The organism is Mesorhizobium sp. RCAM 06353 (assembly GCF_059683585.1).
In genome coordinates, this window is record NZ_CM185031.1 from 2,190,001 (window position 1) to 2,214,329 (window position 24,329).

General features: G+C 63.2%; 19 protein-coding genes, 1 tRNA gene, 2 rRNA genes and 1 pseudogene. 11 read left to right on the plus strand and 12 right to left on the minus strand.

Going from position 1 to position 24,329, the window contains the following annotated elements:
- The first annotated feature begins 37 nt into the window (after positions 1–37).
- From AC56QX_RS10375 to AC56QX_RS10385, 3 genes are all read left to right on the plus strand, one after another.
- Positions 38–2,847: ribosomal RNA gene (locus AC56QX_RS10375) — 23S ribosomal RNA — on the plus strand.
- Between the two features lie 158 nt (positions 2,848–3,005).
- Positions 3,006–3,120, plus strand: a 5S ribosomal RNA gene (rrf, locus tag AC56QX_RS10380).
- A 204-nt stretch (positions 3,121–3,324) separates the two neighbouring features.
- A tRNA-Met gene (locus tag AC56QX_RS10385) sits at positions 3,325–3,401 on the plus strand.
- A 274-nt stretch (positions 3,402–3,675) separates the two neighbouring features.
- Here the strand turns inward: AC56QX_RS10385 and AC56QX_RS10390 are convergent.
- On the minus strand, positions 3,676–4,593 hold the full coding sequence (locus AC56QX_RS10390) for a LysR family transcriptional regulator (RefSeq protein ID WP_497115720.1): 918 nt from the start codon (positions 4,591–4,593) through the stop codon (positions 3,676–3,678).
- Between the two features lie 138 nt (positions 4,594–4,731).
- On the opposite strand from AC56QX_RS10390, the gene AC56QX_RS10395 reads away from it, so the two are divergent.
- Positions 4,732–5,370: a DsbA family protein gene (locus AC56QX_RS10395; RefSeq protein ID WP_497115722.1), complete on the plus strand. Its 639-nt coding sequence runs from the start codon at positions 4,732–4,734 to the stop codon at positions 5,368–5,370.
- Between the two features lie 35 nt (positions 5,371–5,405).
- Positions 5,406–6,017 carry an NAD(P)-dependent oxidoreductase gene (locus AC56QX_RS10400; protein ID WP_497115724.1) on the plus strand — a complete coding sequence of 204 codons (612 nt, stop codon included), beginning with the start codon at positions 5,406–5,408 and terminating at the stop codon, positions 6,015–6,017.
- On the opposite strand, the gene AC56QX_RS10405 is transcribed toward AC56QX_RS10400, so the two are convergent.
- Positions 6,018–6,821 (minus strand): hypothetical protein, encoded by an 804-nt coding sequence (locus tag AC56QX_RS10405; RefSeq protein WP_497115725.1) that lies wholly within the window; start codon positions 6,819–6,821, stop codon positions 6,018–6,020.
- Positions 6,822–7,000: 179 nt separating this feature from the next.
- Here AC56QX_RS10405 and AC56QX_RS10410 point away from each other — a divergent pair, with 179 nt between their 5' ends.
- Positions 7,001–7,783 carry a DeoR/GlpR family DNA-binding transcription regulator gene (locus tag AC56QX_RS10410; RefSeq protein WP_497115726.1) on the plus strand — a complete coding sequence of 261 codons (783 nt, stop codon included), beginning with the start codon at positions 7,001–7,003 and terminating at the stop codon, positions 7,781–7,783.
- Positions 7,784–7,839: 56 nt separating this feature from the next.
- On the opposite strand, the gene AC56QX_RS10415 is transcribed toward AC56QX_RS10410, so the two are convergent.
- The 8 genes and pseudogenes from AC56QX_RS10415 to AC56QX_RS10450 form a co-directional block, all read right to left on the minus strand.
- Entirely contained in the window at positions 7,840–8,916 is a 1,077-nt protein-coding gene (locus AC56QX_RS10415) for an ABC transporter ATP-binding protein (protein WP_497115727.1), read from the minus strand.
- Positions 8,913–9,713 carry an ABC transporter permease gene (locus AC56QX_RS10420; RefSeq protein ID WP_497117724.1) on the minus strand — a complete coding sequence of 267 codons (801 nt, stop codon included), beginning with the start codon at positions 9,711–9,713 and terminating at the stop codon, positions 8,913–8,915. The genes AC56QX_RS10415 and AC56QX_RS10420 overlap by 4 nt, the downstream gene beginning before the upstream one ends.
- Positions 9,714–9,731: 18 nt before the next feature.
- Positions 9,732–10,577 (minus strand): annotated as a pseudogene (locus AC56QX_RS10425) (ABC transporter permease); the annotation flags it as partial.
- A 60-nt stretch (positions 10,578–10,637) separates the two neighbouring features.
- Positions 10,638–11,642, minus strand: a complete 1,005-nt coding sequence (locus AC56QX_RS10430) for an ABC transporter substrate-binding protein (RefSeq protein ID WP_497115728.1) — start codon at positions 11,640–11,642, stop codon at positions 10,638–10,640.
- Between the two features lie 59 nt (positions 11,643–11,701).
- Positions 11,702–13,171 (minus strand): aldehyde dehydrogenase, encoded by a 1,470-nt coding sequence (locus AC56QX_RS10435; RefSeq protein ID WP_497115729.1) that lies wholly within the window; start codon positions 13,169–13,171, stop codon positions 11,702–11,704.
- Positions 13,172–13,181: 10 nt separating this feature from the next.
- Entirely contained in the window at positions 13,182–14,219 is a 1,038-nt protein-coding gene (locus AC56QX_RS10440; RefSeq protein WP_497115730.1) for an LLM class flavin-dependent oxidoreductase, read from the minus strand.
- The gene (locus AC56QX_RS10445; RefSeq protein ID WP_497115731.1) at positions 14,216–16,012 is read right to left on the minus strand and encodes an alpha/beta fold hydrolase; all 1,797 of its coding nucleotides are present in this window, start codon (positions 16,010–16,012) and stop codon (positions 14,216–14,218) included. Before AC56QX_RS10445 ends, AC56QX_RS10440 begins: the two co-directional genes overlap by 4 nt.
- A complete protein-coding gene (locus AC56QX_RS10450; RefSeq protein ID WP_497115733.1) occupies positions 16,005–16,592 on the minus strand; it encodes an amino acid synthesis family protein in 588 nt (195 codons plus the stop codon). Before AC56QX_RS10450 ends, AC56QX_RS10445 begins: the two co-directional genes overlap by 8 nt.
- 138 nt (positions 16,593–16,730) lie before the next feature.
- Here AC56QX_RS10450 and AC56QX_RS10455 point away from each other — a divergent pair, with 138 nt between their 5' ends.
- Positions 16,731–17,405 (plus strand): GntR family transcriptional regulator, encoded by a 675-nt coding sequence (locus AC56QX_RS10455; RefSeq protein WP_497115735.1) that lies wholly within the window; start codon positions 16,731–16,733, stop codon positions 17,403–17,405.
- A 6-nt stretch (positions 17,406–17,411) separates the two neighbouring features.
- Here AC56QX_RS10455 and AC56QX_RS10460 read toward each other — a convergent pair whose 3' ends face one another.
- The gene (locus tag AC56QX_RS10460; RefSeq protein ID WP_497115736.1) at positions 17,412–18,857 is read right to left on the minus strand and encodes an ROK family protein; all 1,446 of its coding nucleotides are present in this window, start codon (positions 18,855–18,857) and stop codon (positions 17,412–17,414) included.
- A 30-nt stretch (positions 18,858–18,887) separates the two neighbouring features.
- The gene (locus AC56QX_RS10465; protein ID WP_497115737.1) at positions 18,888–19,796 is read right to left on the minus strand and encodes a tagatose-bisphosphate aldolase; all 909 of its coding nucleotides are present in this window, start codon (positions 19,794–19,796) and stop codon (positions 18,888–18,890) included.
- 290 nt (positions 19,797–20,086) lie between these two features.
- Here AC56QX_RS10465 and AC56QX_RS10470 point away from each other — a divergent pair, with 290 nt between their 5' ends.
- From AC56QX_RS10470 to AC56QX_RS10485, 4 genes are all read left to right on the plus strand, one after another.
- A complete protein-coding gene (locus tag AC56QX_RS10470) occupies positions 20,087–20,986 on the plus strand; it encodes a sugar-binding transcriptional regulator (protein ID WP_497115738.1) in 900 nt (299 codons plus the stop codon).
- A 448-nt stretch (positions 20,987–21,434) separates the two neighbouring features.
- Complete coding sequence (locus tag AC56QX_RS10475) at positions 21,435–22,412, plus strand: ABC transporter substrate-binding protein (protein ID WP_475457114.1); 978 nt, start codon at positions 21,435–21,437, stop codon at positions 22,410–22,412.
- 102 nt (positions 22,413–22,514) lie between these two features.
- Entirely contained in the window at positions 22,515–23,576 is a 1,062-nt protein-coding gene (locus AC56QX_RS10480) for an ABC transporter permease subunit (RefSeq protein WP_475457116.1), read from the plus strand.
- A complete protein-coding gene (locus AC56QX_RS10485) occupies positions 23,569–24,324 on the plus strand; it encodes an ATP-binding cassette domain-containing protein (RefSeq protein WP_497115740.1) in 756 nt (251 codons plus the stop codon). Before AC56QX_RS10480 ends, AC56QX_RS10485 begins: the two co-directional genes overlap by 8 nt.
- Positions 24,325–24,329 lie beyond the last annotated feature (5 nt).

The following is a 24,329-nucleotide window of genomic DNA, read 5'->3' on the forward strand; positions in this document are numbered from 1 at the left end:
CCTTCGGATTGCGCGGATGGGCATTGGCAATGAGAACGATCAAGTGTCTTAAGGGCAATTGGTGGATGCCTTGGCATGCACAGGCGATGAAGGACGTGATACGCTGCGATAAGCTACGGGGAGGTGCGAATACCCTTTGATCCGTAGATTTCCGAATGGGGAAACCCACCTAAGGTACTTGGAAAATCAGAGCAGCAGGGTGACTTGCTGCTGTGGTTTCCAAGTATCGATAATAGGTAACTTATCCTGAATACATAGGGATAAAGTGGCGAACGCGGGGAACTGAAACATCTAAGTACCCGTAGGAAAGGACATCAACCGAGACTCCGGAAGTAGTGGCGAGCGAACCCGGACCAGGCCAGTGGCGATTGAGAGACAAGCGGAACCTTCTGGAAAGTAGGGCCATAGTGGGTGACAGCCCCGTACGCGTAATGCAATCAATCGTCCTCGAGTAAGGCGGGACACGTGAAATCCTGTCTGAAATTGGGGGGACCACCCTCCAAGCCTAAGTACTCGTGCATGACCGATAGCGAACTAGTACCGTGAGGGAAAGGTGAAAAGCACCCCGACAAGGGGAGTGAAAGAGTACCTGAAACCGATTGCCTACAAACAGTGGAAGCCCAAGGTTCGTCCTGGGTGACCACGTACCTTTTGTATAATGGGTCAGCGACTTAGTGTGACGAGCAAGCTTAAACCGCTAGGTGTAGGCGCAGCGAAAGCGAGTCTGAATAGGGCGTTCAGTTCGTCGCATTAGACCCGAAACCGAGTGATCTAGCCATGAGCAGGTTGAAGGTAAGGTAACACTTACTGGAGGACCGAACCCATAACTGTTGCAATAGTTCGGGATGACTTGTGGCTAGGGGTGAAAGGCCAATCAAACTCGGAAATAGCTGGTTCTCCGCGAAATCTATTTAGGTAGAGCGTCGACCGAATACCCCAGGGGGTAGAGCACTGGATGGGCTAGGGGTCCTCACCGGATTACCAAACCTAACCAAACTCCGAATACCTGGGAGTACTAGTCGGCAGACACACGGCGGGTGCTAACGTCCGTCGTGAAAAGGGAAACAACCCTGACCTACAGCTAAGGTCCCCAAGTTATGGCTAAGTGGGAAAGGATGTGAGGATCCCAAAACAACCAGGATGTTGGCTTAGAAGCAGCCATCATTTAAAGAAAGCGTAACAGCTCACTGGTCTAAATAAGGGTCTTTGCGCCGAAAATGTAACGGGGCTAAAGCCATACACCGAAGCTTAGGGTTTGGTCCGCAAGGGCCAAGCGGTAGCGGAGCGTTCTGTAAGCTGATGAAGCCATACCCGTGAGGGGTGGTGGAGGTATCAGAAGTGCGAATGCTGACATGAGTAACGTAAGGGGAGTGAGAGACTCCCCCGCCGAAAGACCAAGGGTTCCTGCTTAAAGCTAATCTGAGCAGGGTTAGCCGGCCCCTAAGACGAGGCGGAAACGCGTAGTCGATGGGAACCACGTTAATATTCGTGGGCTTGGAGGTAGTGACGGATCATTGAGGTAGTCCAATCTTATCGGATTGAACGGGCTGCTGCGTGGTTCCAGGAAATAGCTCCTCCTTATAAACCGTACCCGAAACCGACACTGGTGGTCTGGTAGAGTATACCAAGGCGCTTGAGAGAACTATGCTGAAGGAACTCGGCAAATTGCACGCGTAACTTCGGAAGAAGCGTGACCCTTTTCTACGCAAGTAGAGGAGGGTGGCACAGACCAGGGGGTAGCGACTGTTTATCAAAAACACAGGGCTCTGCGAAGTCGCAAGACGACGTATAGGGTCTGACGCCTGCCCGGTGCTGGAAGGTTAAGAGGAGGGGTGCAAGCTCTGAATCGAAGCCCCAGTAAACGGCGGCCGTAACTATAACGGTCCTAAGGTAGCGAAATTCCTTGTCGGGTAAGTTCCGACCTGCACGAATGGCGTAACGACTTCCCCGCTGTCTCCAGCATAGACTCAGTGAAATTGAATTCCCCGTGAAGATGCGGGGTTCCTGCGGTTAGACGGAAAGACCCCGTGCACCTTTACTATAGCTTTACATTGGCATTCGTAGTGGCATGTGTAGGATAGGTGGTAGGCTTTGAAACCTGGGCGCCAGCTCAGGTGGAGCCACCCTTGAAATACCACCCTTATTACTATGGATGTCTAACCGCGGCCCGTTATCCGGGTCCGGGACAGTGTATGGTGGGTAGTTTGACTGGGGCGGTCGCCTCCTAAAGAGTAACGGAGGCGCGCGATGGTGGGCTCAGAACGGTCGGAAATCGTTCGCTGAGTGCAATGGCATAAGCCTGCCTGACTGCGAGACTGACAAGTCGAGCAGAGACGAAAGTCGGTCATAGTGATCCGGTGGTCCCGCGTGGAAGGGCCATCGCTCAACGGATAAAAGGTACGCCGGGGATAACAGGCTGATGACCCCCAAGAGTCCATATCGACGGGGTTGTTTGGCACCTCGATGTCGACTCATCGCATCCTGGGGCTGGAGCAGGTCCCAAGGGTATGGCTGTTCGCCATTTAAAGCGGTACGTGAGTTGGGTTCAGAACGTCGTGAGACAGTTCGGTCCCTATCTGCCGTGGGTGTAGGAATATTGAAAGGATCTGTCCCTAGTACGAGAGGACCGGGATGGACGGATCTCTGGTGGACCTGTTGTGGCGCCAGCCGCATAGCAGGGTAGCTATATCCGGACGGGATAACCGCTGAAGGCATCTAAGCGGGAAACCCACCTTAAAACGAGTATTCCCTGAGAACCGTGGAAGACGACCACGTTGATAGGCCGGGTGTGGAAGAGCGGCAACGCTTGAAGCTTACCGGTACTAATAGTTCGATCGGCTTGATCGTTCTCATTCCTTATGCTCATCACTCCCAATCGGGACGATGAAGGCACAACAAGACCAGCGAACAGCTCCGAGAGAGCACCACAATAGGGACATCCCTATTGGCTGCTCCCTCAGCGCTATTCGCTCAAAAAGCTTCTCGAACAACGTGCGTTTTGCCGACCTGGTGGTTATGGCGGAGCGGCTGCACCCGATCCCATTCCGAACTCGGCCGTGAAACGCTCCAGCGCTGATGGTACTTCGTCTCAAGACGCGGGAGAGTAGGTCGCTGCCAGGTCTGCTAAATGCACGTTGAACTCACATCCAAGCGGATGGAGCGAAATCTTCTCTCTACGAACAAGGCCCGCCAAGGGACCACGGGCCGCGTAAGCGGCCCTTTCATTTGGTGGTGAGAAATATCGCAATCGCCCGTTGGGCGATCGCAGCATTAAGCAAGCAAACGCTTGCTCAGTTCGGCAAGCAAACGCTTGCCTAGTGGTGGCGCGGGGTGGAGCAGCCCGGTAGCTCGTCAGGCTCATAACCTGAAGGTCACAGGTTCAAATCCTGTCCCCGCAACCAAATACAAAAGAGCCCGCCCTCGTGCGGGCTCTTTTGTATTTGGCTGTCACGGCCGGCGATTCCAACCTGTCATCAGGGGCCCGCAAGCAGGCCTTGCCGACGCCCCGGGACAGAAAAGCCAAAGCCTCTCCCCAAAACCAACATCACAAAACGGCCCGCATGGATCATACCAGCCGGGCCGTTCGCGTTTTGGGCTCGATTGAATCGCGATGATGCAGGAGGGTGGTAACGCCTCTACGTAAGTTGTCGCTGACACTCTGCATCCCGCGCTGCGCTACCCCTTGATGACGCCGCGCGCCCGCTTTCTCTCGGCAGCCGCGAGCAATTCAACGAAGGCGCGCACTTTGGCGGGCCGGAAGCGGGCCGGCGGAAAGACGGCATGGATACCCCCGGTGGGCAGGGTCCACTCGGCGAATATCCGCACAAGCCGCCCTCTGGCGATATCCTCATCAACCGCATAGTCGGGAAATATGCCCAGACCAATGCCGGCGAGCACGCAAGCATAGGCGGCCGGGCTTTTGTCACAGACGACGACGGGATTGAGTTCGGTCAGCACCGTCTCGCCATCCCTGGAAAAGAGCCATTGGCCGACGCCGCGCAGCTGGGCATTGCCGACCCAGGCCAGCGATCGCGCCTGGTTCGGGTTCGCATCCGAGGGCAGGCTTGCCGCAAAGCCCGGGCCGGCAACGACGACCTGCCGTATCGTGCCCAGGCGCCGCGCCTGGTTGGAGGAATCGGTAAGCCAGCCGACGCGGATGCCGAGATCGATCTGCTCGTCGACCAGATTGCTCACCGCGTCGTCGAAGATCGCCTCGACGCGCATATGCGGATAGGTCTTCAGATACGCCGCCATGACAGGCGCCACCATCCTGGTGCCATAGTCGAGCGGCGCGGTCAGTCTCAGCGTTCCGCTCGGCTCGACCGCGCTGTGCGAAATCTCACCATAGGCCGACTCCGCCTCACGCAAGATGATCACCGCCCTGTCATAGAAGAGCCGGCCCTCTTCCGTCGGCGTGACGCGCCGGGTCGTGCGCTGCAGCAGCGTCGCGCCCAGTTCCTCTTCGAGCCTGCCAATCTGATGGCTGACCACGGCCTTGGCAACGCCAAGCCGATCCGCAGCAGCGGTGAAAGAGCCGGTCTCCATCACCGTGGTGAAATAGACGAGCCGATTGAGGTTCAGAAGGTCGGCCAAGGCGGTTGCTTTTGTCTGATCTGATCAGACAGTTTGTATTATTGAGCGCGATTTATCGCAAGACCTGCGGCTGCCACATATGGCCAAGACATGTGGCGGGCTCGTCGGCGATATCCCGCACCGAGAATGGCATCAATCGTGAGCAATTCAGACGTGACTTATCTTTTCGACCCGCTCTGCGGCTGGTGCTACGGCGCCACGCCGATGCTGGACAGGCTGTCGGCCAGCGGCGTGCACCTCGAGCTGCTGCCGACCGGCCTGTTCTCCGGTGCCGGTGCTCGGCCAATGGATGAGGGTTTTGCCGCCCATGCCTGGGCGAACGACCAGCGTATCGACCGTCTGACCGGACAGAAGTTCACACAGGCTTATCAGCACAATGTCCTCAATATTCGCGGCACCTTGCTGGACTCGCATGCCGCGACCCTCGGCATCAGCGCCGCCGGCCTGAAAGATCCCAGCCGCCGGCTCACCGCGCTTAAGGCGATCCAGCATGCGCGTTACGTCGACGGTCGCGATATCGTGACTGTCGAAGGCGTGGCTGGTGTGCTTGCCGATGCCGGCATGGCGGATGCCGCGGCAATGCTGACGAAGCCGAGCGAGACATTGCTGACGGCTCACCGCGAACTGGTCGGCCGAGGCCGCACGCTGTTCCAGCGTCTGCATGCCAATGGCGTGCCTTCCCTCGCAGTTATCCGCAACGATGCGCCGCGCCTGATCGGTTCGAACGCGCTGTTCGGCAGCTTCGACAATCTCGTCGCCCATATCGCGGCAGCGTGATCCCCAACTGACCTCCAACAAGGACTGGAAAAGATATGGCAAAAGTTGCTCTCATCGGCGCATCGGGCGCTGTCGGTTCGCGCCTGCTCAAGGAACTTTCCGACCGTGGCCACACGGTCACCGGTATCGCCCGCAACCCGGAAAAGATTGCCGCGCTGCCTGGCGTGACGGCCAGGAAGGGCGATGTCTTCGACAAGGAAGGTCTCGCCAATCTGATCCGCAGTCATGATGTGGTGATCAGCGCCGTGCACTTTCTGGACAGCGACACCGACACGCTGATCGACGCCGTGCGCGCTTCCGGTGTGAAGCGCTATCTCGTTGTCGGCGGCGCTGGCAGCCTTGAAGTCGCGCCCGGCAAAAGGCTGGTCGATACCCCCGAATTCCCGGCGATCTACAAGGCCGAAGCACAGAAAGGCGCCGACTTTCTCGACACGTTGAAGACGGTGGGCGACCTCGATTGGACCTTCCTGTCGCCCTCCGCCATGTTCGTCCCGGGCGAACGCACCGGCAAATACCGCCTCGGCAAGGACACGCTTCTGGCCTCGGACAAGGGCAGCAGCATCTCCTTCGAGGACTATGCCATCGTCATGGTCGACGAGATCGAGAAGCCGGCCCATGTCAGGCAGCGTTTTACCGTCGGCTATTGATCAAACGGCAACGGCCGTGTCTCGATCGAGGCCGGCCGACGCCAGCCGCATCAGCGCTTCGCGGACACCGACACGACGATAGGTTTCGGTGACGAGGCCGTCCTGTCTCAGGTTCTGGCGGCGGCGTTCGACAAAGGCGCGTTCCTCGCTGGTCAAATCGTGCTCACGCTTGCGAAGCCAGTCCTGGTAGGACGAATCGAGTTCCTTGACCGGCTTGGCCGCGGTCGAAACCGAAGCCGGCCGGTTGTCGGTGTAGCGGGGCCGCAAGGCACTGTTGGGATTGTATTCGGTTCGCTTGTCGTTGCCTGAAATGACGAGGTCGGGATCCGAAACCCGACCCGACGGATCGTAGACGAAGGCCGAAACGATGCGGTCGAGCGCCGCATCGACCTCCTTCGGCCGATGCACCACTTCGCGTGGCGCGCGATCGGGAACGGCCAGCCTTGTGATGCCGCGATCATTGATGGCGTCGAGCACCTCACGATGATCGAGCGAGGTGATGATCTCGCGCCGGGCCGGCCAGAAATCATAGGGCGCGTGTGCGCCATACCCCTTGCCGATGTGGAAGGCATAGATTTCGGGATAGACCATCAGCTCCGTGCGGCGGCTCGGCTTGACGTCATAGAACGAGGTGATGGCGATCTGCAGCAGATGGGTTGCGCCGATGCCGCCAAGCGCGTCGTCGATCACCAAGCCGAAGCGATCAAGCGGGTTCCAGTCCGGCAAGGCTTGGGCGATCGAGGCGTGCTTGCCGTCGATCTCGACGTCGAACATATCAGCCTTCAACAATGTCACGACATGCATTGCGGTCTCCGTCGTCTTCCGCCGATTCGTCGGACCGTCATCAGATCAGCAGCGCTTGCGCTTGTCAGCCGGCATCCGGCTTAACCGTTCGGATCGAGGCGGGTCAGCTGGGCCTTGCGAGACTCCTTCCCCATCAGCGTCGGCATGGTTAATAGTGTCGACGTCGCGGAGAATCGATCATGGAGCACAGCCGGCTATCGAAGAAGGAGCGGCATGCGCTTATCCTGTCGGAAGTGCGCCGCTCGGCCTCGATCCGTATCTCCAGGCTCGCTTTGCGTCTGGGTGTTGCCGGCGAGACGATCCGCCGTGACCTGATCGAGCTTGGCGATGCGGGACTGCTCAACCGAACCTATGGCGGCGCGACGATCTCGCTGGTGACATCCGAGCCGGTCATTGCCGAGCGCAGCCAGACCATGATCGAGGAGCGTGCCCGGATCGGGCGTCGTGCGGCCGGACTGGTCGAGAAAGGCCAGATCGTGATGATCGATGGCGGCTCGACCACCTATGAGGTGGCGCGCAGTCTCTCGCAGCTGAAGCGCGAGCTGACCATCATCACCAACTCCATCGGCGTGGCCTCGGTGACTGGGGCCAATCCGACCTTCCGGGTTATCCTGTGCCCCGGCACCTATGACAGCCGCGAAGCCAGCGTGGTCGGTGAGGATACGGTGGAATTCGTCAGGCGCTACAATGCCGACATTGCCATCATTGGCGCCTCGAGCCTGTCCGCGGATGGGCCCAGCGACATGATCTCGGGGGCGGCGGCGGTCAAGCGGGCGATGATTGCGCGCGCGCTGTCGACAGCGCTTGTGGTGACCAACGACAAGTTCGGCCGCAACAGCCTCGAACGCGTCTGCGGGCTCGGCGAGCTTTCCGACATCGTCACCGATCGTGAGCCGCAACCGGCACTGCGCTCAGTCATTGAAGCGGCTGGAACGGGACTTCATGTCTTCAGCGGCAACTGAGCGGCCGCTGCGGGAAGATCAGTCGAAATCTGACCCCAGCCGGAAGATTGCGGCCATCAGGCCGGGAACAGAAACGCCGAAGCGGGATCGAAAAAGATGCGCTTACCCGATGTGGCGGTGCTGTCCGCTTCCTCTGCATCCGAGGTTGGCCTGACATCGATCTCATCTCCGCCGGCCGTGCGCGCCACCACGCGGCGGCGGTCGCCGAAGAAGGCGGTATCGACGATTTCGACGGCGAGTGCCGCGCTCGCCGGCCCGGGCGTCAGGCGGAAGGCTTCCGGGCGCACCATCAGCCGGACCTTCTGGCCTTGACCGAAGGAGGTTGTCGTCTTGACCCCGGTCACGATCGAGCCGTCGGCCAGGCGGATCGTCGATGCGCCACCCGCAGTTTGCAAATGCTCGGCCGGCAGGAAATTCGAGTTGCCGATAAAGCCGGCGACGAACTCGCTCGCCGGCCGGAGGTAAAGATCCTCGCCGGTGCCGATCTGTTCGATACGGCCTTCCCTGAACAGTGCGATGCGATCCGAAAGATGCAGCGCCTCCTCCTGGTCGTGCGTGACATAGAGGATGGTGACGCCGGTCTCGCGGTGGATACGGCGGATCTCGGCCTGGATCTCCTGGCGCAGCTTCTTGTCGAGCGCCGACAGCGGTTCGTCCATCAACAGGATCGGCGGATCGTAGGCGAGCGCGCGGGCAAGCGCCACGCGCTGCTGCTGGCCGCCAGACAGGGCGCCCGGATGGCGATCGGCGAAATTTTCGAGGCGCACCAACGCCAGCATGTCGGCGACCTTGCGCTTGATCTCGCCATCCGGCCGGCGGCGCACGCGCAGCGGAAAGGCGACATTCTCGGCGACACTCAGATGCGGAAACAGCGTGTAGCGCTGGAAAACCATGCCGATGTTGCGCTTGTGCGACGGCACCGAAAGCAGCGACCTGTCCTCCAGGAGCACATCGCCCGAGCTCGGATCCTGGAAACCGGCGATGGCGTAGAGCGTCGTCGACTTGCCGGAGCCAGACGGACCGAGGAACGTCAGGAACTCCCCCTTGGGCACATCGATGGTGACGTCATGGACGGCGACGAAGGCGCCGAACGTCTTTCTTACCGCGCGTATGGACAGGAACGGTCGGGTCATCTGGACAATTTTCTGCGAAGGAGTGCGGTCACGATCATCAGGCAGAGCGTCAGGCCGACGAGCAGGCTGGAGGCGGCGGCAACGACCGGGCTGAGGTCGGCGCGCAGGCTGCCCCAGATCTTCACGGGCAAGGTCTGCAAGGTCGGGCTTGCCATGAAGATCGCCACCACGACCTCGTCCCATGAGGCCAGGAAGGAGAAGATCGCCGCCGAGAAGATGCCGATCCTGATCGACGGCAAGGTGATCCTCAGCCGCGCCTGCAGCGGGCTGGCGCCGCAGACGATGGCCGCGTCCTCGATGGATTTGTCAAAACCCTCGAGCGCGGCAGTGATCGGGATGATGGCGAAAGGCAGCGCCAGGATGGTGTGGGCGATGACGAAGCCGACCGTGGTGCCGGCGAGACCGATGCGCAGGAAGAAGGCGTAGATGGCGATGGCGAACACGACCACCGGCAGCACCATCGGCGTCAACAGCAGCCCGCGCAGGACCTGGCGTCCGCGAAACTCGCCCCTGACCAGGCTGAAGGAGGCGAACAGGCCGATGATGACGGCGAGGATGGCGGCCATGGCGGCAATCCGGGCGCTGGTTAGCGCTGCATCGATCCAGGTCGGGTCGGCCAGCAATTGCTGGTACCATTTCAGCGTCCAGCCGGGCGGCGGGAAGGCCAGCCAGCGCGATGAGCCGAATGACAGGAGCACGATGAAGACCACCGGCAGCAGCAGGAAAGCCGCGACTGCCGCCGTGAAGCCGACAAGCGCCACGCGCAGCCACCCGAGCCGGTCGTAGTCGAGCAGCATCCTCAGATCCCTCCGCCGGAGCGCACTGGCGCTGACCAGCCGAAGCTGGATCGTGTAGAGCGCCATGGTGACGACGAGCAGGACGAAGGCAGCCGCACTTCCGAGCCCCCAGTTGAGCAGCGACTGCACCGTCTGGGCGATCATTTCGGCCAGCATCATGTTGGATGTGCCGCCGAGCAGGGCAGGCGTGACGAAGTAGCCAAGCGACATGACGAAGACCATCAGCCCGCCGGCGGCGATGCCGGGAAGCGACAGCGGCAAGAGGATGCGGCGGAAGGCCTCGAACGGGCTTGCGCCGCAAAGGGCTGCCGCGCGCAGCGTCATCGGGTCGATCGCGCGCAGCGTACCCACCAGGGGCAGGATCATGAAGGGCAGCATGATGTAGACCATGCCGATGGTGACGCCGGCCAGATTGTTGATAAGCGGCAGCGGCTCATGGATGATGCCGAGGCCCATCAGCGCCCGGTTGATCACCCCGGTCCGCTGCAGCAGCACCATCCACGCATAGGTGCGGGTAAGAAGGTTCGTCCACATCGACAGGATGATGATGCCGAAGACGATCGAGCCCAGGGCGGGCGGCATGATCGCCAACATCCAGGCAACGGGAAAAGCCACCAGGATGGTGACGGCGGTGACGACCGATGCGACCAGGAAGGTGTTGAGGAACACCCGCACATAGGTGCCGCTGCCGAACAGCGTCGCATAGTTCTGCAAGCCCGGTTCGGGATCGGTGACGCTACGCAGCAGCAGGGCGACCACCGGCACGATGAAGAACAAGCCGACCAGGAGAAGGGCCGGCAAGGCGCTGCCGCTGCCGGCCGGAAGGCCGGCGACCGAGCTGCGTCTGAAAGAACTTCCCTGCATCGAGCGGTCCTGTCTCGAAACGGGGCGCGCAAGCCGCGCCCCGTCAACCCGGCTACGGTGTTACTTGGTCTGCCAGGCATACCAGCGCGTGGCGATCTCGTCGCGATGCTCGGCCCAGTAGTTCATGTCGAGGTTGATCTGGCCCTCGACATGGGCATCAGGCAGGGCCTTGACGGCATCGGCCGGCATCTCCGCCTTTGCCTTGGTGTTGATGGGCGCATAGCCGCTTGCCTCGGCGAATTTCGCCTGGCCGGTCGGGCTGGTGGCGGCGGCGAGGAACTTCATCGCACTGCCCTTGTTCTTGGCACCCTTCGGCACGACGAGCACGTCGGCTGCGGTGAGGTTCTGGTTCCAGGCGACACCGACATCGGTGCCATCCTGCTGGAGGGCAAAGACGCGCCCGTTCCACAGCTGGCCGAAGGCAGCTTCGCCGGAAGCAATCAGCTGCTGCGACTCGGCACCGCCGCCCCACCAGACGATATCGGGCTTGATGGTGTCGAGCTTCTTGAAGGCACGGTCGAGATCGAGCGGATAGAGCTTGTCCGCCGGCACGCCGTCGGCCAGCAGTGCGATCTCGATGACGCCCGGCGCCGACCATTTGTAGAAGGTCCGCTTGCCGGGAAACTTCTTGGTGTCGAACATGTCGGCCCAGCCGGCCGGTTCGCCAGTGACTGTGCCCTTGTTCCAGGCGAGCACGAAGGAATAGTAGAAGCTGCCGACGGCATGCTCATTGCTGAAGCGCGGGTCGAGATCGGCCTTGGGCACGACCGCATAGTCGATCGGTTCCAGCAGCCCGTCCTTGGCGGCCTTTATGGCGAAATCCATCTCCACGTCTACAACATCCCAGGTGACGTTGCCGGCATCGACCATGGCCTTGAGCTTGCCATAGTCGGTCGGCCCATCCTGCAGCACCTTGATACCGGAGCTGGCTTCGAAGGGGGCCGCCCAGGATTTGGTCTGCGCCTCCTGCGTGGTGCCGCCCCAGCTGGTGAACGCCATCTCATCGGCCTCGGCGGCTGTTGCCGTGAGCAGCCCGGCCAGCAGGCCGGTCAAAATCAGTTTCATGTCATTCTCCTCTGTTGGTCTGTTCTTGTTTGTCTCAGTGCACCTGCGTCCCGCGGTTCTCAGCGCATGACGAAGGGATCGGGGATCGGCTCGTCCGAGGTGTTGATCCAGACGGATTTCGAGCGTGTGTAGTCTCTGATGGCATCGAGCCCGCCTTCGCGGCCGAGGCCTGACAGGCCGTAGCCACCGAAGGGAACGAGCGGCGATACGGCGCGATAGGTGTTGACCCAGACGACGCCGGCATGGATGTCGCGCGCCATGCGGTGCGCCTTGCCGAGATTGCTGGTGAACACGCCGGAAGCCAGGCCGAAGGGCGTGTCGTTGGCGAGTGCCAACGCTTGCGCTTCGGTGTCGAAGGCAAGCACGCTAAGCACCGGCCCGAACAATTCCTCCCGCACGCAGGGCAGGTCGCTGCCGCCGGCGTCGATGATGGTCGGTGCGTAGTAGAAGCCGTCGCCGGCTGGCCTTGTTCCGCCGGTGACCAGCATGCCGCCCGCGGCAAGGCTTTCCGCGACAACCTTCTCGATCCAGTCGCGCTGGCGCAGCGTGGCGAGCGGCCCCATTTCGGTCGCCGGATCCTGCGGATCGCCGATGCGGATAGCCTCGGCCTTGCGCTTCAGCCGGGCGAGGAATTCATCCTTCACCGAACGCTCGACCAGCAGCCGCGAGCCGGCGACGCAACTCTGGCCGGTCGCGGCGAAAATACCGGCGACCACTGCGTTGGCGGCGCTGTCGAGGTCGGCGTCGGCGAAGACGACGACCGGACTTTTGCCGCCGAGTTCCAGAGTGGTGTAGGCAAGGTTCTCCGCCGTGTTCCTGACGACGGCGCGCGCCGTCGATGGGCCGCCAGTGAAGGCGACGCGCGAAACCAGCGGATGGCTGGTCAGGCGCCGGCCGCAATCCTGGCCAAAGCCGGTGAGGATGTTGACGACGCCTGGGGGAAAGCTGGCCTCATGAACCAGTTCGGCAAAGGCGAGCAGCGGCGCCGGGCCGTCCTCGGAGGCCTTGAGCACGATGGTGCAGCCGGCGGCAAGCGCCGGGCCGAGCTTGACGGCCGAGAGGAAGAGCTGCGAATTCCACGGCACCACTGCGGCTACGACACCGATCGGTTCGCGGCGGATGGTGACGTCGAGATCCGGCTTGTCGATCGGCACATGCGCGCCTTCGTGCTTGTCGGCAAGCCCGCCATAATAGCGGTAGTAGTCGCCGACATAGGTGATCTGGGCGCGGGTCTCGCGGATGATCTTGCCGGTGTCGCGGGTCTCGAGCTCGGCAAGTCGCCCAGCATTGGCGGCGACGAGGTCGCCGAGCTTGACCAGCAGCTTTCCACGCGCTGTCGCGGTCATCCTTCGCCATGGGTCTGAGCGCAGTGCGCGGTGCGCCGCCTCGACGGCACGGTCGACATCGGCTTCGCTCGCCGCCGGCATCTTCGCCCAGGCCGCGCCGGTCGACGGGTCGACACTGTCGAAAGTGGCGGATGGCTCGTCGAAGCGGCCGTCGATGAAGTTTCTGAAAACAGCGTCAGTCATGGGCTCGCGATCAGAGAAAGGCCGGCATCACCCGGTCGATGAACAGTTGCAGCGATTTTTTCTTGCGCTCGTGCGAAAGGCCGCTGTCGATCCAGATCGAATACTGGTCGTAGCCGAGCGCCTCATAGGCTTTCAGGCGGGCGATGACCTCGTCCGCCTCGCCGATCACCAGGTTCTGCCTGATCTTGTCAGGCGCGTATTGCGGCATGGCCGCGATCTCGTCCGCCGTCAGCGGCTCCAATATGCCTTGATGCACCGGCTTCTTGTTCTGGAACCAGGCGCCGAACTGGCAGTAGAAAGTCGACAGGTCCTGGGTGAGACGATCGGCGTCGGCCGCGTCTTCAGCGACGAAGGTGTGCATCAAAAGCATGATTTCCGGCCGTTCGATCTCGGGATGCGCGGCGCAGGCGGCGTTGAAGCGCTGCATCAGGCTCGTCACCTCGTCATCGCCGGAAGCCAGCGGCGTCACCTGCACCTTGCAGCCATTGGCGACGGCGAAATCGTGCGAGTTCGGATCGCGGGCCGCCACCCAGATCGGCGGGTAGGGTTTCTGCAGCGGCTTGGGCGAGGAGGTGGTGGCAGGGAATTGCCAGAACTCGCCGGAGAGTTCGAAGTCGCCGTCCCAGAGGCCGCGGATCGCCGGTATGATCTCGCGCATGCGCTGGCCTGCTCCCCAGGCGTCGAGGCCTGGAAAGATGCGCTGATATTCGTAACTGTAGGCGCCGCGCGCGATGCCGATGTCGAGCCGTCCGCCACTGATGACGTCGGCCATCGCGGCTTCGCCGGCAAGCTTGATCGGATGCCAGAAGGGCGCGATCACGGTTCCAGTGCCGAGGCGGATGCGGCTGGTTTTGGCCGAGAGATAGGCGATGTTGATGAAAGGGTTCGGCGAGATGGTGAACTCCATGCCGTGATGCTCGCCGATCCAGGCGGTCTCGAAGCCAGCCTGTTCGGCCATCAGGACCAGCTCCTCGAGCTCGGTCACAAGCTCGGAATGCGGCTTGGCCAGGTCCGAGCGTTCCATATGCACGAAGAGCGAGAATTTCATCCGTGGTCACCTGTATTGACGGTGGAATCGCTGGGTCTGGCGAGCGGCCGGACCTCACCTTCGACATCGTTGCCGACATAAACGCCGAATGCATCCACCGAGCATTCCCTGATATAGCGCGCGAGCATGGAGCGGATCGCCGGATCGGCGATCTTCAACCCTTCGATCGCGTCGATCTCGATGAGCCGGATGCCGCGATCGCTGGAAGCGGGCACGTCGAACGTGCCGCGATAGTAGACATGCGTGCGCGAAACAGCTCCGGCGTCCCAGACGGCGAACAGGAAGCCGAGCTGAGCCTCGATGGCCTTCGCCGCAAGCAGCCCTCGCAGGCTTTTACCATCACCGGCCGAGCCCAACCCTCGGCCGCGCGGCAGTTCGAAACCGTCCGCCGTTTCCAGGAACAGGATCCGGCCACCATTTTCGAGGATGGCGCCGACATCGGTGCCGGGCTGGGTGGCGGCGAGCGCATCCTGGCTGAGGCCGGGTGCGACATAGGCGCCGCGGCAATAGCCGAGCGGCTGCGCGGAATTGTGCTCGAAATCGCGGACGCGGCCGATGAGGATCGAATGGTCGCCGGCCTCGACCAGCCGCTCCATGTCGCAGTCGAAGGATGCGACGGAGCCGTCCAGCACGGGGCTGCCGGTCCGTCCCGGCCGCCATGCCACCGAGGCGAACTTGTCGGCCGCTTTCGAGGCGAAGATGCCGGACGCTGTCTTCTGACCTTCATTGAGGACGTTGATGGCGAAGCTCTTCGAGGTCGCGAAGACGGGATGGCCTGATGCCTTGTGGGCGATGCAGACGAGCACCAGCGGCGGATCGAGCGACACAGAGGTGAAGGAATTGGCGGTGAAGCCGCGCGGCTCGCCTTCGGGGCCGATCGTGGTGACGATGGTGACGCCGGTGAGGAAGGAGCCCAGCGCCCGGCGGAATTCGCCGCTGTCGAACCCTGTATTCGCCTCCGCAGTGCCGCTTTGCTCGATCGCTTCGCCCTCCGCGAGGAAGTCGACGATATGGCGCGTGGTGAGGACCGGTGCCGCGACCGCCATCATGTGCTTTTCGCCCGGCAGCACCGTGCAGCGGCCATGCGGCGCTAGGCGCGCCATGGCGGCCGACATTGCCGGCGATGAATTCCTGTCCTCGGAGCCGGTCATGAACAGCGCCGGCACGGCCAGCGTCGGCAGGCGGTCGGCGTGGTCGCCGTCGGCACGAGCGAACAGGCGATAGGTGCGGGCATAGCCTTCCGGGTCGACCGCGCTTAGTGCGGATGCCGTCTTCTGCGCTGCCGCCTCCAGCTCGGCCGGCACCGGATCTCCGAACCAGCGGGCAATGGTCTGTGCCGTGCCGGCCGTATCGCTGCGGCCGTTGAGCGCCACCGCGCGCTGGCGAACGGCTTCGGCCAGTTCAGGTGGACGCCGGAACACGGCATTCAGGGAAACGATGCGGCGGACGCGCTCCGGTGCGCGCAGCGCGAGTTCCAGGGCAACGAGTGCACCCATCGAGTGGCCGACGACGGACACCTTGTCGAGGCCGAGATGATCGAGCAGGCGAATGGCCTGGTCGGCGTAGTCGGCCAGTTCCGGGTGCTGCGGCGGCAGCGGCGACTGGCCGTGGCCGAGCATGTCGATGGCGATCAAGTCAAAGCCGCCGGCCATGCGTTCGATCTGCGGCTGCCAGATCGCGGCGTTCATGCCGACGCCATGGATGAACAGCACCGGCGTGCCCGCGCCGGCACGGATGAAGCCGGTGCCGTCGGGAGTTGTGCCCTGTCGAGCCCATGCGGAAGCGTCAGCCATGCACGTCCCCAAGCTCCTTGAGGTCCTGGTAGCGATCGCCGATGCGGTGATGCGGGCGGCCGCCGATCGACGCGCCAAGCGCGACCACCAGCTCGTTCGGCGCCGGCGCATCGCCGATCTGGAAATGCACGGTCAGGTAATGCGAGCGCCGTCCTTCGTCATTCTTGTCCATCAGCGGGATCATGATCGGCGTGTTCGGCCCGCCGCGCAGATTGGTGAAGGCAAGATAAGTCTTGGCGCCGACGGCGCGGCGATAATGGTTGCCGAAATGCAGTGTGTGGATCAGCGCCGAGGCGTGCTCGATCTCGCCCGACGTGCCGCAAATGGCCGCCTTGCCGTAGCCCTCGATCGCCTCGCCGGAACCGGCGATGGCAATGATCTCGCGGGTCAGGATCTCTCCCAGCACCGGCGCGCAGGCGCGGATTTCGGGCGACAGATCGTCGGTGAAACCGCGTCCTGCCCAGGGGTTCGCCAGCACCGCGGCGACGCCGATCAGGCGCAGCGGGCTGGAGGCAACCTTGCCACCTTCGATCAGCGTGTTCTCGGAATAGGTCACGATCTTGCGAATGGCAGGCAGCATGAAATCCTCGGGTCTGCGACGTCGCGGGACCATCCGATCCCTATATCATCTTATGGTATACCATGCTATGGAGCGCCAAGTACCTTGTCAACCGGGCATGGAATCTGTTTTGTGGCGGCGCAGGAGGCAACACAACACATGCCAGACGACACGCTTCGCATCGACCGCAGCGCCAAGACCTTGAGGACGCTGGCGCTGGAGCGCATGCGCGACGCAATCATGGATTTCCACTTCCAGCCTGGCGAAAGGCTGGTCGAGCGGCCGCTTTGCGACCAGCTTGGCGTCAGCCGTTCCGTCGTGCGCGAGGTTCTGCGGCAGTTGGAGGCCGAAGGGCTCGTGCAGATGATCCCTGGGCACGGGCCGGCCGTAGCCAGGCCGGACCTCGGCCGCACCGACGAGATATATGAGCTTCGGGCTCTGCTTGAGGGCATTGCGGCCCGCGCCTGCGCCTTGTCGGCGACCGACGAGCAGTTGGCGACGCTGGAGCGCGCGCTGGCCGACCTGTTCGAGGCCTGGGCATCGGGGACGCCGCCGGCGGTGATGCGGGCGACGACGAAATTCTACGAGGCGCTGTTCGAGGCCGCGGACAAGCGTGTCGCCTGGGAAATCGTCAGCGGGCTGAATGTCCGCATCAATCAGCTTCGTTCGATGACCATTGTCTCGACCAACCGGCGCGAAGCGGCGATCGCCGAGATGAACGAGATCATGGATGCGATCCGAGCGCGCAAGCCGGAAGAGGCGGAAGCCGCGGCGCGGCGCCATGTCGAATCCGCCTGGCAGATCGCCCGCACGGCGCTGCGGCCGCCGGCGTGAAGCCGGCTATGCACCGTTGGTCATGACCGCTCGCAACCAGGCCGTGATGGCATCGAAGTCAATCGGCTTGGTCGTGTCGACGTCGAAGAGCGGTCCGCGCCGCAGCGGCTCGGCGCGCCTGGCGAGCTCGATCAGTTCGGGGATATAGGCGGCACCGGGATGGCCGGCAGGACGTTGGTCGAGCCGGGCGCCATAACGCTCGGCAAGCACTTCGCCCGGCGCGTGGCACCAGATTTCGAAAGTCTGCTCGACGCCAGCCTTTCGCAGATGATCTTCGAGAACCTCACGCGGCTGGAAGCCGAACCAGGCGTCGACGACCACGGTGGTGCCGGCGGGGGCTTCGCCGACAACCGACCAGATCGCCTGGTAGCTGGCGCGGCCGAGCGTGCGGTTGAACAGGCGGTCGCCGCCGCCGAGCACTTCGAGGAACGGATTCTTGATCGTGTCGAGCGCCAGCAACGGCCAGCCCATGCGGTCGGCGATGCCGCGCGAGACGGTGCTCTTGCCGCTAGCGGGGATGCCGTTGACGAGCACGGCGCGCCGCGCGCGGCTGGACTGGACCAAGGGCGTAGCGGGAACGGCGTGCGGCTCCGCTGCCAGGGCCTGCAGGCCGGCACCGATGACGCCGGCGTCGTCGCCGAGTTGCGCGGCTTCGACCTGGCATTGGTACCAGGGCGCCAGCGCCGGAGCGCGGCCGAGTGCTGTATGTGCCGCCCGGCCAAGGCCGCCGCCAAGCAGCACCAGATCGGGATCAAGCACGGCAACGGCGGTGTCGATGGCGGCCCGCAGGGGGCTGGCCCAGGCGTCGAGTATGCCGCGTGCATGGACGTCGCCGGCCGCATCGCGGGCAAAGAGCTGATCGACAGAAATGTCGGCGCCGAGCCCGGCGCGCGCAATGTGACGGCCGAGCGCCGTACCCGAACTGGTGGTTTCGACGCAGCCGCGGCGGCCGCAGGCGCAAACCTCGCCATTGACGTCGACAGTGATGTGGCCGAGCTGGCCTGCTGTTGCCGAGCCACGCGTGATCCGCCGATCTTGAGCGACAGCGCCGCCAATGCCGGTGCCGATGGTGAACATGACGATGTTGCCATGGCCGCGCCCGGCGCCGAGCGCCATCTCGGCGGCCAACGCCATGTTGCAGTCATTGTCGATGACGACAGGCTTGCCGGCCATGTCTTCCAGGCGTTGCGCCAGCGCAACCGAGGCGAGGTTGACATAGCCGCCCGACAGGACCGCACCGCGCCGCGCATCGACGCGGCCGGGGACACCGACGCCGATGGCCTTCACATCAGGCGTGTCGAGAAGGCGCACCATGTCGGCGATGCGGCCGAGCACCAGCTCCGGGTCGGGCGCGCTTTTTTCGGAAACGCGCTTGAGAATTTCACCGGTGCCGGAAATGCGGGCGGCACGCAGATTGGTGCCGCCAATGTCGATTCCTATGCTGAGAGGCATGGCGTCCTGCGCGTGATCCAAACTAGATTATCAGGCAGCGGCTTTCTGGCGGTAGTGCCCGATCACGGCCTGGATCTCACGCAATCGCGGCACTGCGATTGTCTTAAGCCTTTCGCGCTGGATGTCACGGTCGAGCGAGATGCAATCCTTCCACAGCGAACGGCCGGCGATGACGCCAGAGGCGCCATTCTGCATGGCGATCTCGACCTGGCCGAGGAAGGTGGCGTGGTTGACGCCTGCCGAAAGCACCGCCCACGGCACCTCGCCAGCCATTTTGGTGATGTTGGCGCAGGCTTCTGGCGTTCCGGGGTAGGGAAGCTTCAGCACCTTGGCGCCGCAGTCGAGCGAAATCCTGGTGCCTTCTTCGACAAGCCATGGCGTCTTGGCCGCATAGTCCTCGGGGCTTTCCCCATCGAGCTGATAGGTCAGGAACTCGACGACCAGCAGCAGGTCCTCCTGCCCGAAATCGGCGATGCACTGGCGCAGGATGGCGATGTTGTGCTCATTGGCTTCAGGCTTGTCAGCCCTGAGATACACCATGATCTTGCCGCCGGTGCCGCCCAGCGCACGGACGCGGCGCGCGTCGATGTCGGGAACCAGGCGTGACAGGCGGTAGCCCTCGGGCGAGACGTCGAAACCGGAAGCGTCGAGGCCGATGAGCAGCGCCGTATCGCGGTTCAAGACGCCTTCGTCGACAATGCGCGGCACCGCGCAAAGCGGGTCGAGCAGCACGCAGGACGCGGCACTGGCAAGGTAGCGCGTGATGTCAGCCTTGGTGTCGCCGAGCATGTCGTTGGTGATTTTGGCCTGCTCGGCCGGATCCGACGCCAGCAAGGTCCGCATGCCGCCGCGCTGGTCGCAGGCAATGGCCACCATGGCCCCATCCTTGCCGCATATCTGCTGATAGCCGCGCAGTTCCGCGGTGGTCATCTTCGTCATGGTCTCAATCCGATGTTGGCGCTCTCTTGCCGAGAGCGCGGATCCCGTGAAAACAAGAATATTCGGTTCTGCCCGCCTTGCCGGCAGACAGGGAGATTTTGCCGAGGTGTTGCGCCATCCGCCCTCGCGAACAATGCCTCGCCGGCCTTGCGACCAGGGATCGGCCGCAAGTTGCGAGTTGGCTGGATTTGCGCGATAACTCCCGTCGGCGTATACCTGTGTAACACGTTGCTGAAAGGAATTGCAAGCTGTCTGTTTCCCCCATCCAGGATGCGGCCGCATCGCGGACGATGCTGCATACGGTTGCCAAGCTGCATTATGTGGAAGAGCTGTCGCAGGTCGACATTGCGCGGCAGCTCGGTGTCTCCACCGCGACGATTTCGCGCCTGCTGCAGCGGGCGCGGGCGGAAGGGATCGTGCGGATCGAGGTTCTCGACCTGGCGACGCCGGAGGACATCACCAGGCAGCTCATCGATGGCTTGAAATTGCGGGATGCAGCGGTGGTGGAGACGCCGGTGGCTGGCACGCTCGCGGCGCTCGCGGCGCCGCTTGGCGGTCTGCTCAGGCAGGCGCAATTGATGGCGGGCGCCGTCGTCGCCATCGGCTGGGGACGCGCCGTGCGCGAGGTGATCCGCGCCGGCCTGCCGCGCATGCCCGGCGTGCTGACCGTGGCTGCCACCGGCGGCATGCAGCAGCAGGCGGCGCATTTTCAGGTCAACGAGTTCGTGCGGCTTGCCGCCGAGGAGTTTGGCGGCACGCCGCACTTCATCCATGCGCCCTATCTGCCCTCCAGCGAATTGCGTGAGGTCTTCCTGCGCGACACCGCTATCCGCGATGCCGTTGCGCTGTGGGAGAGGACCGATGTCGCCATCGTCGGCATCGGCCTGCCGCATGCCATCAATGCCCCCGAGGCAAGTGCCGCCACGCCGAGTGAGCAGGCACTGGTTCATGCGGCCGGCGACGTGCTTCGCCACTACTTCGATGCCGAGGGCACGCTGATCGCCTGGGAAGGCGAGAGCCGGATGATCGCCATGTCGCCGGCGCAGCTGCGCGCCGTGCCGCTGGTCATCGGCCTTGCCGCGTCGCCGGAAAAGGCGACGGCGATCATTGCCGCCGTTCGCGCCGGGCTGATCAACACACTGGTGACGGACACCAAGACGGCGCAGGCCATCCTCGCGGCGCTCGCGTAGCGATAGAACGGGCAGGACGCTACCGCGATTGGTGGCTCTGGGGGGATCCAAGGCGCTGCCACGAAAACCAGTTGTGCCGCCGCAAGCCCCGGGCGATAGTTGGCCGGGGCTCTGCGGAGCAGTCGGATGTTCTACTGTGTGAAAGACCCGGCGCAGTCAGCTCGTAAAAACCGAGTTGCAATTTATTTCTGCAAAGTGTTACAAGTTCGAACGCCCGCCGGCAATGCGCGGCGTGGGGCACAGTTTGCCGGACCTTGCGGAGGCGGAGGAACGGGGCTGTGGCCAGGTGCGCCGGTCGGCTGACCGGCTGACATATCGACTGGAGGGCGCTTGGGAGGAGCTGCCCGCGAAAGGCAAACAGGCGTTCCCGGCCGTCGCCATCCGAAGGGATGACGGCCATTCCAATGTCACTTGCAACGGCAGATCTGCCAATAATGAGGAGGATGTCATGAAGAAGATTGTTGCCGCGCTCGCGGCGCTCGCCGTCAGTGCGACCGTGCTGATCGCGCCCGCACAGGCGCAGGACAAGAAATACACCATTGCGCTCATTCCGGGCCTGACCACCGATGGCTTCTACATCACCATGCGCAAGGGCGCCCAGGCGGCGGCCGACGCGCTTGGCGTGAACCTGGTTTTCCAGGGCGCGCCGGACTTCAACCCGGTCACCCAGGTGCCGGTGCTCGATGCCGTCATCGCCAAGAAGCCGGATGCGATCCTGATCGCGCCGACCGACAAGGTTCAGTTGGTCGAGCCGCTGCGCAAGGCCAATGATGCCGGCATTCCGGTCATCACCGTCGACACATTCATCGGCAGCGGCGTCTACCAGACCGGCGCCGGCGATGCCGATTTCCCGCTGGCCTACATTGCCTCGGACAACGTACTTGGCGGTGAGATCGCCGCTCGCGCCCTGGCCACCGCCATTGGCGACAAGGGCAAGGTCTATGTCTCGAACGTCAAGCCCGGCATCTCGACCACAGACCAGCGCGAAGAGGGCTTCAAGAAGGAGATGGCCAAGCATACGGGCATCACCGTTCTGGAGACCCAGTTCAACGACGACGACGCCAACAAGGCGGCCTCGCAGCTGCAAGCGGTGTTCGCGCGCAATCCCGACCTGGTCGGCGTGTTCGGCGCCAATCTGTTCTCGGCGCTGGGTGCGGCCAATGGAGTCAAGCAGGCCGGGCAGACGGGCACCGTCAAGGTTGTCGCCTTTGATGCTCCGACCAGCATCGTCGACAACATCAACACCGGCCTGGTCGACGTGGCGATCGCCCAGCATCCCGCCGAGATCGGCTATTACGGCGTCGTCTCCGCCTATGCCCACCTGACCGGCCATTCGATCCCGGTCACGATCGGCACCGGCTTCACGATCATGAACAAGTCCAACATCGCGGACCCGAACATCTCGAAGTATCTCTACTCCGAGTAAGTCAAGACCAGCTCGGCTCCTCCCGGTCCGCCGGGAGGAGCCTGTGCCGGGTCCTCGCCAGAGGCAGGACCTGTTTGAAGGCAGCCGCGCCGCGGAGTATCCATGACCTCGACATCACCAGCCCAGCCGGCCGACAAGCATGTCGCCCCTCAGGCCGATCACGGCGATCCAGCCAGGAGCCTGATCGCACGCATCGCGGAAGGGCGCGCCTGGCTGTTCCTTGCCGGCCTGATCATCTGTTTCGAGGTCTGGTCGAGGCTTGCCTTCGGCGCGACCTTCATGCTCAACCCGTTCAACCTGCAGTCCATCGCGATCTTCGCCGTGGCGCCGCTGCTGCTGGCGACCGGCCAGACCTTCGTCATCATTTCGGGCGGCATCGATCTCTCGCTCGGCTTCATCATGGGCCTTGCCGCCGTCATCGCCGCGCATGCCACCAACCTGGCGGGCGCGGCCATTCCGTTGCCGCTGGCCATGCTGGCCGGCATCCTTGCCTCGGTGATCGTTGCCGGCGTACCCGGCGTCATCAATGGCCTGCTCATCTCGCGGCTCAAGGTGCCGCCCTTCATCGGCACGCTTGGTATGTTCGGCGTCGCGCGCGGTGCCGCCTTCCTGCTCGCCGGCGGCACCACCGTGCCGGTGCAGAATTCCTGGTTCGCGCTGCTTGGCAACGGCAAGTTCTATGGCGTGCCCTATCTGGTGCTGATCACCGCGGTCTTCGTCATCGTGATGCACTATCTGCTCAGCCAGACCCGGTTCGGCCAGCACAATTATGCCATCGGCGCCAATGTGCAGGCGGCGCGTCGCGCCGGCATCGACATCAGGGGCCACATATTGCGGCTCTATGTGCTGTCGGCGATGTGCGCCGGCCTTGGCGGCGCGCTCTACGCCGCGCGCTTCACGGCGGGTGCGGCTCAGGCCGGCGAGCCCTTGCTGCTCGACAGCGTCGCGGCGGTGGTGATCGGCGGCGCCAGCCTGTTCGGCGGCTCCGGCACCATTTTCGGCACGGTCGCCGGCGCGCTGGTGATCGCGGTCATCCAGTACGGGCTGGTCTTCGTCAATGTCGAACCGTTCTGGCAGTTCATCGCCGTCGGCGTCGTCATCATAATTTCCGTTCTTATCGACCAGGCGCAGCGCCGGTTCAGTGGAGCCCGTCAGGATGAATAGCAGCCACCAGACCACACCTCTGCTGGAAGTCCGCAACCTCTCCAAGCATTTTGGCGCCGTGCGTGCGCTCAACGACTTCTCCATGGCCGTGCGGCCGGGCGAAGTGGTGGCGCTGGCCGGCGACAATGGCGCCGGCAAGACGACGCTGATCAAGGCGATATCGGGCGTGTTCCAGCCGACGGGCGGCGAAATCCTGCTGCGGGGTCAGCCGGTGACGTTCGCGACGCCGCAGGAGGCGCGCGAAAAGGGCATCGAGACGATCTACCAGGATCTCGCGCTCGCTGACAATCTGTCGATAGGCGCCAACATCTTCCTTGGCCGCGAACCGATGCGCAAGGCGTTCGGCTTCCTGCCGGTGCTTGACCGCAAGGCCATGGCCGAGGCCGCCAAGGCTACGATGGGGCGGCTGGATTTCCATGTCAGCCGGCTCGAGGCTCCGGTCAGCAATTTCTCCGGCGGCCAGCGCCAGGCCGTCGCCATCGGCCGCGCCGTCTACTGGGATGCGCAGATCCTGATCATGGACGAACCGACCGCTGCCCTCGGCGTGCCGGAGCAGCGCAAGGTGATTTCGCTTATCCACCAACTCAAGGCGCAAGGGCGCGGCGTGATCTTCATCTCGCACAATCTGCAGGACATATTTGCGGTCTCGGACCGCATCGTCGTGCTGCGGCGTGGTGTCCAGGCCGGCGAGCGCAAGATCTCCGAGACCAACCATGATGAGGTCGTCAAGCTGATGGTCGGCGGCTAAGCTGT

Excerpts from the sequence above, each read along its gene's own strand:
- AC56QX_RS10400 (WP_497115724.1), top strand. The coding sequence starts at position 5,406 with ATGGCAAAAGTTGCTCTCATCGGCGCATCGGGCGCTGTCGGTTCGCGC.
- AC56QX_RS10405 (WP_497115725.1), bottom strand. The coding sequence starts at position 6,821 with ATGCATGTCGTGACATTGTTGAAGGCTGATATGTTCGACGTCGAGATC.
- AC56QX_RS10410 (WP_497115726.1), top strand. The coding sequence starts at position 7,001 with ATGGAGCACAGCCGGCTATCGAAGAAGGAGCGGCATGCGCTTATCCTG.
- AC56QX_RS10415 (WP_497115727.1), bottom strand. The coding sequence starts at position 8,916 with ATGACCCGACCGTTCCTGTCCATACGCGCGGTAAGAAAGACGTTCGGC.
- AC56QX_RS10420 (WP_497117724.1), bottom strand. The coding sequence starts at position 9,713 with ATGCTGCTCGACTACGACCGGCTCGGGTGGCTGCGCGTGGCGCTTGTC.
- AC56QX_RS10430 (WP_497115728.1), bottom strand. The coding sequence starts at position 11,642 with ATGAAACTGATTTTGACCGGCCTGCTGGCCGGGCTGCTCACGGCAACA.
- AC56QX_RS10435 (WP_497115729.1), bottom strand. The coding sequence starts at position 13,171 with ATGACTGACGCTGTTTTCAGAAACTTCATCGACGGCCGCTTCGACGAG.
- AC56QX_RS10440 (WP_497115730.1), bottom strand. The coding sequence starts at position 14,219 with ATGAAATTCTCGCTCTTCGTGCATATGGAACGCTCGGACCTGGCCAAG.
- AC56QX_RS10445 (WP_497115731.1), bottom strand. The coding sequence starts at position 16,012 with ATGGCTGACGCTTCCGCATGGGCTCGACAGGGCACAACTCCCGACGGC.
- AC56QX_RS10450 (WP_497115733.1), bottom strand. The coding sequence starts at position 16,592 with ATGCTGCCTGCCATTCGCAAGATCGTGACCTATTCCGAGAACACGCTG.
- AC56QX_RS10455 (WP_497115735.1), top strand. The coding sequence starts at position 16,731 with ATGCCAGACGACACGCTTCGCATCGACCGCAGCGCCAAGACCTTGAGG.
- AC56QX_RS10460 (WP_497115736.1), bottom strand. The coding sequence starts at position 18,857 with ATGCCTCTCAGCATAGGAATCGACATTGGCGGCACCAATCTGCGTGCC.
- AC56QX_RS10465 (WP_497115737.1), bottom strand. The coding sequence starts at position 19,796 with ATGACGAAGATGACCACCGCGGAACTGCGCGGCTATCAGCAGATATGC.
- AC56QX_RS10470 (WP_497115738.1), top strand. The coding sequence starts at position 20,087 with ATGCTGCATACGGTTGCCAAGCTGCATTATGTGGAAGAGCTGTCGCAG.
- AC56QX_RS10475 (WP_475457114.1), top strand. The coding sequence starts at position 21,435 with ATGAAGAAGATTGTTGCCGCGCTCGCGGCGCTCGCCGTCAGTGCGACC.
- AC56QX_RS10480 (WP_475457116.1), top strand. The coding sequence starts at position 22,515 with ATGACCTCGACATCACCAGCCCAGCCGGCCGACAAGCATGTCGCCCCT.
- AC56QX_RS10485 (WP_497115740.1), top strand. The coding sequence starts at position 23,569 with ATGAATAGCAGCCACCAGACCACACCTCTGCTGGAAGTCCGCAACCTC.